The following is an 8,114-nucleotide window of genomic DNA, read 5'->3' as shown; positions in this document are numbered from 1 at the left end:
CACCGGCGCCCACCGCCTTCCCCTCCTGGTGGCGCGACCCCATCGTCAAGGACGGCACCCACGTCGGCGGCACGGGGTATCTGTGGGGCCCCCGGGACTCCCACGAGCGGGACGTGGCGGCCGCCGTCACCATCGGGCTGGGCGCCCCCACCCGCCCCCGCGACGACACGCACGTTCCCTGCCGCCGGCCGTCCAAGCCGCGCGGCCCCCGCTGGATCGGCGGCTGGATCTTCCTGCTCGCCCTCCTCGCCGCCGGCCTCGGCACCCGCCTGGCCTGGGACGGGCATCCCCTCGGCACCAGCCTGCAGACCGGCCTGGCCTGTGCGCTCGCCGTGTTCGGCATCGGCGTGGCGGTCAGCTCGTTCCTGGGCCGCACCGGGGCCGGATCCCTCGTCCTGGCGGTCATCACGGCGGGCCTGCTCGCCGGCTCGGCGGCGATCCCCAAGGACATCGGCACCGAGTGGATGCGCACGACCTGGGAGCCCGCCTCGGTGGCGCAGGTGCGTCCGGCCTACGACCTGGGCACCGGTACCGGCACCCTGGATCTGTCCGGCATACGGGTGCCTGCGGAAGAGACCGTGTCCACCCGCGCGGACGTCGGCCTGGGCCGGATCCATGTGATCGTCCCCGAGGGCGTGACCGTGAAGCTGAGCGTCGAGGTGGGAGTCGGCGACATCCAGTTGCCCGGCGACGACAAGAAGGACGTGGACGTGGCACCGGGCAAGCACAAGGAGCTGACCCTGGCTCCGCCCGCGGGCGTCGAGAAGGCGGGCACGCTCGACCTGGACCTCCAGGTCGGCATGGGACAGGTGGAGGTGAGCCGTGCTGCGTCATGAGTTCCAGCCGGGCAGGCTGGTCGCGGGTGCCGTCCTCATCCTCGCCGCCGTGCTCTACGCCGGCGACGCGGGCGGCGCATGGGAGACCCCGTGGTTCGTCATGGTCCCCGTCGTCACGGGCGGTCTGTGCCTGGCCGGTGCGGTGGCCTTCCTGACCGGCCGCATACGTCGACGCCGCGTGCCGAGCGCTCCCGGCCCGGACACGCCGGCCTGACTCCCTACCCGTACTCCCCCGTCCGTCGACGCCGCCGCGCCCGAAGGGCCGCGTCCACGGACAGCAGGGGGGCGCCCGCCAGCACGAGCGGGGTCCAGGCCATGAGGTACGGAAGGTCGTTCCCGTAGTAATAGGGATCGGCGGCCCAGCTCACCGTCAGCCACAGGCTGAGGGAGATCAGCGCACCGCCGAGGGCGGCCAGGCGGGTGAGCAGTCCGAGCAGGGTCCCGATCCCCACGGCCAGTTCCCCGAGGGCGATGGCGTAACCGAACGCGACGGGGCTCTCCAGCGCCAGGTCCACCAGCGCGGGGACGGCGGAGGAATCCCGGACGGCCCGCATCATGTCGCCGACGGATCCGCTCCCGGCCTCCTGCATGAACGCGCTGTCGGTGAGTTTGTCCAGGCCGGCGTAGACGAAGGTGATCCCGAGGAAGATCCGCAGGGGCACCAGGGCGTAGCGGGTCGCGGCGTCCCGCCAGTCCCCGCCGCCGTCGAAGCGGGAGCCGTGCACGCCCGTCCGCATACTCTGAGTCATCGCCGCCTGCCGCCCCTCACCGCCGTACCGAGACCGCCTCACCAGACCATACGTACGGCGTTCGGTCCCGGATCAACCCTGGCGAACGGTTTTTTCTCGGATCGTCCGGCCCTCGCGCACGGAGGAAAGCCCCCGTGGAACGGTGGACGCCCGCGGCCCGCCTACTCCGTCACGTCGATCGCGTACCGGTTCGTCTCCACCCCCGCGGCCGTCACGACCTGCACCTCCACCCGTCCCGGCTCCACCTCCGCCGGTACCGGAACCGTCAGCAACGTGTCCGTCGGGTTGTCGAACCCGCCCGTCACCGGCACCAGCGGCACGTGCACGTTCACCGCCCCCACCCGGACGACCATCCGCGCCAGCCGGTCGGCCTCCTGCGCACCCGCCGGGACGAACCCCGCCCCGCGGATCTCGATGTCGTCGCCGGTCCGGATCGGCGCGTCCAGATCGCCGGCCTCCCGCGCCCGCACCACCGACAGGATCACCGGCCGCCCGCCCTCCGCGTACTTCCCCGCGAGATACGTCGCCGCCGACACGAGCACCACCACCGCGAGTCCCCACGGCAGATCCGGCAACTGGTCCGGTCGCCGGGCCAGCCGCACCGCCGCGAACGCCAGGGCGACGGCGCAGATCACGACGTACTGGATGTCGGCGAAGGTCCCCCGTCCGGCGTCGTCGGTCAGCAGGTCCGCCGCCCGCGGCCGGTCCGCGCGCACCTTCTGCAGCCGCTGCCCCAGCACCCGCAGTCCGACCACCCGCCGCACCAGCACGGCGATCCCGCACACCACGGCGAGGACGGTCACCACGCCCGCGCCACGGGCGAGTTCGAGCCCGGCGATCAGCGCGTCACGCTCACGGGACCCGGAGGCCGCCGCCAGCCGCCCCACCAGCACCAGCACGGCGTACGCCAGGAACAGCACCCAGGCGGCGGCCACCGCACGGGACGTGGAGAGGCGGTTGTCCTCCCCGATCACCGGCGCGAGCACCCCGCCGCGCGCCCGGTGGAACCACGACGCCGCGGTCAGCGCGCCCGCGACGACCAGCGCGGCCACCAGTCCCGCGGTGCGCGCGGCGGTCCATCCCGTACCGACCGCCGTGAGCGCCTGCCCCAGGAGCAGCAGCACGACCCCGGCCCACACGACCACCGCGGTCCGGCGCCACAGGCGGGCCAGCCGGGCCGCGCCCTCGGCCCGCCCGCGTTCGGCGACGGCCTCCGCGGCCTGCGCCAACTCCTCCGAGACCCACTGCCGGGAGGCGGAGGCCGAGTGGGCCACCGCGGCCGGAAGCCCCTGTCCGGCCGCGAACTCGTCCCGCTTCAGCAGGAACGCGGCGACCGCGCGCCGATGCCCCTCCCGCGCCCCGTGCGGGCAGTCCCCGCAGGTGCAGCCGCCCTCGTGCGGGGCCGCGTCCGCACCGCCCCGTCCCGTCTCCCGCACCGCCACGCCCGAAGCCCGCCTTCCCCGCACACCCGACCAGGGCCACAACCCTGCGCACACCCGCAGGACGCACACCCGCACACCGACAACTCCCCCGTGACGAGAGCGAATTGTGCCGCACACCACGCCTCCCCCGTTCGGCAGGTCCCACCGGACGGGTGAACTTCGGCATGCCGTGCCGCCCCGGCCGCGGATACCCGACACAAGGTGTCCGGTATCCGCGCCACACTCGCCCCATGAACACGAACTGGGAGGCCTTCGCCGCGGCCGAACCCGCTCTCGCGAAGACCGTCGAGGCCCGCTTCGGCGCGTACACCCACCACGTCCTCGCGACCCTGCGCAGGGACGGCTCACCGCGCACCACCGGCCTGGAGGTCCGCTTCCTGGACGGAGAGCTCTGGCTCGGCATGATGCCGGACTCGCTCAAGGCCCTGGACCTGCGCCGCGACCCGCGCTTCGCGCTCCAGGCGAATCCCGGGGAGGGCACGGGCATGGGCGGCGGTGACGTCCGGATCGGCGGCCGGGCGGTGGAGGTCGAGGACGCGGAGACCAGGGGCAGGTACGCCGAAGAGGTGGAACCGCCGGAGCCGTTCCACCTCTTCCGCACCGAGTTGACGGAGGTCGTACGGACCTACGTCGAGGACGACACGTACCTGGTCGTCCAGGTCTGGAAGCCCGGAGCGCCGGTGCGCACGCTCAAACGGACCTGACCGTCGGGACTACTCCCACTCGATGGTCCCCGGCGGCTTGGAGGTCACGTCGAGGACGACGCGGTTGACGTCCCGCACCTCGTTGGTGATGCGGGTGGAGATCTTCGCGAGGACGTCGTACGGCAGCCGGGACCAGTCGGCGGTCATGGCGTCCTCGCTGGAGACCGGGCGCAGGACGATCGGGTGGCCGTAGGTCCGGCCGTCGCCCTGGACGCCGACGGACCGCACGTCCGCGAGCAGGACCACCGGGCACTGCCAGATGTCCCGGTCGAGACCGGCCGCGGTCAGCTCCTCACGGGCGATGGCGTCGGCCTCCCGGAGCAGGTCGAGCCGCTCCTTGGTGACCTCGCCGACGATCCGGATGCCGAGGCCCGGGCCGGGGAACGGCTGGCGGTGGACGATCTCGTCGGGCAGGCCGAGCTCCTGGCCGACCATCCGGACCTCGTCCTTGAACAGCTGGCGCAGCGGCTCGATCAGCTTGAACTCGAGGTCCTCGGGGAGGCCGCCGACGTTGTGGTGGGACTTGATGTTGGCGGTGCCGGTACCGCCGCCGGACTCGACGACGTCCGGGTAGAGCGTGCCCTGGACCAGGAACTCCACCGCCGGGCCCTCGTCCGCGACGATCTCGGCCTGGGCCTGCTCGAAGACCCGGATGAACTCCCGGCCGATGATCTTCCGCTTCTCCTCGGGGTCCGAGACGCCCTTGAGCGCGGCCAGGAACCGCTCCGACGCGTCCACGACCTTCAGCTGGACGCCGGTCGCGGCCACGAAGTCCTTCTCGACCTGCTCGGTCTCGCCCTTGCGCATCAGCCCGTGGTCGACGTACACGCAGGTCAGCTGGGAGCCGATGGCCTTCTGGACGAGGGCCGCGGCGACGGCGGAGTCCACACCGCCGGACAGGCCGCAGATGGCGCGCTTGTCGCCGACCAGTTCACGGATGGCGGTGACCTGCTCGTCGATGACGTTGCCGGTGGTCCAGTCCGGCTTCAGGCCCGCGCCCCGGTACAAGAAGTGCTCCAGCACCTGCTGCCCGTGGGTGGAGTGCATCACCTCGGGGTGGTACTGGACGCCGTAGAGCTTCTTCTCGTCGTTCTCGAACGCGGCCACGGGCACGACGTCCGTGGAGGCGGTGACGGTGAAGCCCTCGGGAGCGGCCGAGCAGGCGTCGCCGTGCGACATCCAGACGTCCTGCTCCTCCGGGGTGCCCTCGAAGAGGGTGGAGGACGTCCTGGAGACGTGCAGGTCCGTGCGGCCGTACTCGCGGGCCCCGGTGTTGTCCACCTGACCGCCCAGGGCCTGGGCCATGAGCTGGAAGCCGTAGCACATGCCGAAGACGGGGACGCCGGCCTCGAAGAGCGTGCGGTCGAGGGTGGGGGCGCCCGCCTCGTACACGGACGAGGGGCCGCCGGACAGGATGATCGCCGCGGGGTTCTTGGCGAGGATCTCCTCGACCGGCATGGTGCTCGGCACGATCTCGCTGTAGACCCGCGCCTCGCGGACGCGACGGGCGATGAGCTGGGCGTACTGCGCGCCGAAGTCGACGACCAGGACGGTGTCGGGCGCGTTGGCAGCGGGAGTCGCTGATGACACGAGGTGCCTTCCGGCGGTGGGGCGGGGGTCTTGTGCCTCCCGATTCTACCGGGGCGGGCACGGGGCCCCGCCCTCGCTCCGTACGGATGTGCGGGAAGGCCCGTCTCACCATGCGATCCGTGTTGGACGCCCCGGCGAAGCACGGCATACTGGGTTTCATGCTCACCCACTCGACCTTCCTCTTTACCTATGGCACCCGGCCCGCCGGCTGCCATGGTCGTGCTGCTTGAGCAACTGACAAGCGACTTCCCAGGCGCCCCGGGCCGACAAGGTCCGGGGCGCCTGGCGTTTTCCGGATCCTGTCGTTCCGAGGCACTCCGCACCCACCGCCGAGGAGCCCCGACATGACCACCGCCACCCAGCCCACCGAGAAGACCGGCGCCCGCACCGCCGAGGCCGCCGAGACGATCACCGGCGCCCGCGAGCGGATCGACGCGCTCGACGACCGGATCATCGGTCTCGTGCAGGAACGGATGGCCGTGTCGGCCGTCATCCAGCAGGAACGGATCGCCTCCGGCGGCCGACGCGTGAACCTCTCCCGCGAGATGGAGATCCTCGCCCGCTACCGGGACGCGCTGGGCAAGCCGGGCACCACGCTCGCGATGACCCTGCTGGAGCTGTGCCGGGGCAAGGTCTGAACCGGCGGACGGCACGCGGCCGCACCCCCGTTCCCGGCACAGACGTACGCATCGCCTCTCACCCGTACGGTGCGTGACCGGTGCCGGAACCGCTTCGTTGGTACCGGTGTCCGTGCCAGCCAGGGGCGGGCCCGAAGAGAACCACGCGTGGCTCGCCGGAGCGATGAGACGTACGGATCTGCCGTACGTCGTGGGACCTCGCTCCGGAGGAGTGACCGGACGGCAGGGGACAGCAGCCCGGTCACCGAGAGAACGGCCGGCTCCGGGGACGCCCGGGGCCGGCCGGCGGGAACCGTGCACGTCCGCCCCCGGCGGCCGCGGAGGACGCGCCCGCCGAGCACGACGCACCCGCAGGACCCCGCAGCGGTCCGGTCCCCCGCGGACCACCGCGTCGCCCTGTACCCGCACACGAGACCAGCGGCGTCGCCCCCCGGGCGCCGCTCCCGGGCACCGACGCCGCCCTGACGTCGGTGCTGACGAGAGGAAGGGCCCCGCGGCTCCGCCCCGCGGGGCCCTTCGCCCGTCCCGTGGCCGTCGGCGTCAGGTGCGGGTGACGACGCCGCACCCCCGGTCGTCCCCGACCACCTCCCTGCTGCGGTCGTACGGGTCGAGCGCCTCTCCGGTCGGCTCGGGGCCGGACTGCAGGTCGGCGAGGAACTGCGGACGGATCACGCCGTCGCCGTCCCGGCAGTCGTCGTTGGATATCTCGCCGTCGACGACGGTGATCCAGAGGTGCCCCTCGGTGCCCCGGTACCTGGTGAGGTCCGCGACGCTCACCTCGACCACCCGGCGCACGATGGCCCGGGTCACCTCGTCGCCGCCGTCGGCGCGGGCCACCGCGTACACGAAGGTGTAGTCGGCCTCGATCACGGCCCTCCCCGCGGCCCCCCGCTCGGGCTTCACCGTCATGCGGCCGCGGACCCGCGCGTCACCGACGAGGTCGACCTCCTCGGGATCGAAGCGGGTGAACGTCCACACCGGGTCGTTCTTCTCGGTGGGCCCGCGCAGCGCGGCGCGCAGGTCGGAGAGGTATTCCTTCTCCAAGGGGTCCACGAGGGCCAGCGCCTTCTCCGGTGCGCCGCCCTTCAGCACCTCGGGGTCGAGGTTGGAGGCGACCAGGAACTCCTTCGTCCGCCGCAGGGCCTCCTCGATCCGGTCGGCGGGAACCCCGTTGACCGCCTTCGCCTCCGGCAGCCGGATGGCGTCCGCTCCCGGCTCCCAGCGGTCGGCCGGGGATCCGGCGAAGGGCCGCTCACGGGTGGGTGTGCCGGCGGGGGCTCCGAAGGGCGCGCCGTCGGGGCGGGCGGTCTCGGGAGCGAGCGGTGCCGGGGACGCCGTGCCGGTCGCGTCCGTACCGCCGGGGTCGTCGCCGGGTTCACCGGGCAGCCAGGACAGCGCGGCGGACGGGTCGACGGCGACGACGGCCAGTGCGGCGGCGGCCAGCACGCCCACGACGCTCCAGCCCTTGCGACGGCGTGCGGCCCTGCCGTCCCTCTCCTGCCAGGCGGGGCCGGTGCGCCAGCCCTCGGGCCGGGCGGGCGCGGGGGCGCCCTTCCTCCTGCCCCGACGACGCCTGCCGCCACCGCCGTCCGCTCCGGCCTGCGCCTCGTCCATGGCCCGCAGCCGCTCGGTCACCATGCGGGCCCGGGCGGAGGGTTCCTTGGGTGCGGAGGAACGGATGTCGCGCTCGCTGTCCCGGACGAACTTCTCCCACACGTCGTCGGGCAGGGAGGAGGACTCCGGTCTGGGCTCTTCGGACGGCTGCTCGGCCACGGGGTCGCGGACTTTCTCTCGGCGGTTGTCGGCGGCTGAGCGTACGCCGGCGGTGATCACCCCTCGACAGTGATCCACCTCACATAAAAATTCTGTGAGGTACAGGACAACCATTCGAACGCGTCGTTGATCGAACTCACCGAATCCTCACGGACCACACATGTGCGCCCCACACGGAGGCGCCGCCCACCTCGTGTCGCACCCCGCGGCACACCGGACTTCCCGAGGTCTTCATGAAGCTTCGCCGCGCCATGGCCGTAGCGGCCGCGACGGCAGTGATAGCCCCGGTCGCCCTCCTCGCGGCCCCGGCCGCGTACGCGACCGACTCCGAGCCCGGTTCGAGCGTCTCCGCGACCGAGTCCCCGGCCGGCGAGGAGGGCGA

General features: G+C 72.9%; 7 protein-coding genes and 1 pseudogene. 4 read left to right on the top strand and 4 right to left on the bottom strand.

Annotated elements, in window-relative coordinates:
- Both B7L92_RS26850 and B7L92_RS26845 read left to right on the top strand, forming a co-directional pair.
- Positions 1 to 836 (top strand): annotated as a pseudogene (locus B7L92_RS26850) (LiaF domain-containing protein); the annotation flags it as partial.
- Positions 823 to 1,050, top strand: a complete 228-nt coding sequence (locus B7L92_RS26845; RefSeq protein ID WP_081239958.1) for a hypothetical protein — start codon at positions 823 to 825, stop codon at positions 1,048 to 1,050. The pseudogene B7L92_RS26850 and the gene B7L92_RS26845, both read left to right, overlap by 14 nt.
- 4 nt (positions 1,051 to 1,054) lie before the next feature.
- On the opposite strand, the gene B7L92_RS26840 is transcribed toward B7L92_RS26845, so the two are convergent.
- Both B7L92_RS26840 and B7L92_RS26835 read right to left on the bottom strand, forming a co-directional pair.
- The gene (locus tag B7L92_RS26840; RefSeq protein ID WP_438364025.1) at positions 1,055 to 1,585 is read right to left on the bottom strand and encodes a DoxX family membrane protein; all 531 of its coding nucleotides are present in this window, start codon (positions 1,583 to 1,585) and stop codon (positions 1,055 to 1,057) included.
- Positions 1,586 to 1,746: 161 nt separating this feature from the next.
- Complete coding sequence (locus B7L92_RS26835) at positions 1,747 to 3,027, bottom strand: hypothetical protein (RefSeq protein ID WP_081239956.1); 1,281 nt, start codon at positions 3,025 to 3,027, stop codon at positions 1,747 to 1,749.
- 230 nt (positions 3,028 to 3,257) lie between these two features.
- On the opposite strand from B7L92_RS26835, the gene B7L92_RS26830 reads away from it, so the two are divergent.
- Complete coding sequence (locus B7L92_RS26830) at positions 3,258 to 3,731, top strand: pyridoxamine 5'-phosphate oxidase family protein (protein ID WP_081239955.1); 474 nt, start codon at positions 3,258 to 3,260, stop codon at positions 3,729 to 3,731.
- A 9-nt stretch (positions 3,732 to 3,740) separates the two neighbouring features.
- Here B7L92_RS26830 and guaA read toward each other — a convergent pair whose 3' ends face one another.
- Complete coding sequence (gene guaA / locus B7L92_RS26825; RefSeq protein WP_081239954.1) at positions 3,741 to 5,321, bottom strand: glutamine-hydrolyzing GMP synthase; 1,581 nt, start codon at positions 5,319 to 5,321, stop codon at positions 3,741 to 3,743.
- A 344-nt stretch (positions 5,322 to 5,665) separates the two neighbouring features.
- Between guaA and B7L92_RS26820 the strand changes: the two genes are divergently transcribed.
- Positions 5,666 to 5,959 (top strand): chorismate mutase, encoded by a 294-nt coding sequence (locus tag B7L92_RS26820; RefSeq protein ID WP_004984328.1) that lies wholly within the window; start codon positions 5,666 to 5,668, stop codon positions 5,957 to 5,959.
- Positions 5,960 to 6,499: 540 nt separating this feature from the next.
- Here the strand turns inward: B7L92_RS26820 and B7L92_RS26815 are convergent.
- A complete protein-coding gene (locus B7L92_RS26815; protein WP_081239953.1) occupies positions 6,500 to 7,792 on the bottom strand; it encodes a hypothetical protein in 1,293 nt (430 codons plus the stop codon).
- Positions 7,793 to 8,114: the final 322 nt, after the last annotated feature.

The organism is Streptomyces viridosporus, assembly GCF_002078235.1.
GTDB classification, from domain to species: domain Bacteria; phylum Actinomycetota; class Actinomycetes; order Streptomycetales; family Streptomycetaceae; genus Streptomyces; species Streptomyces viridosporus.
This window is presented reverse-complemented; position numbering and strand designations above follow the sequence as displayed.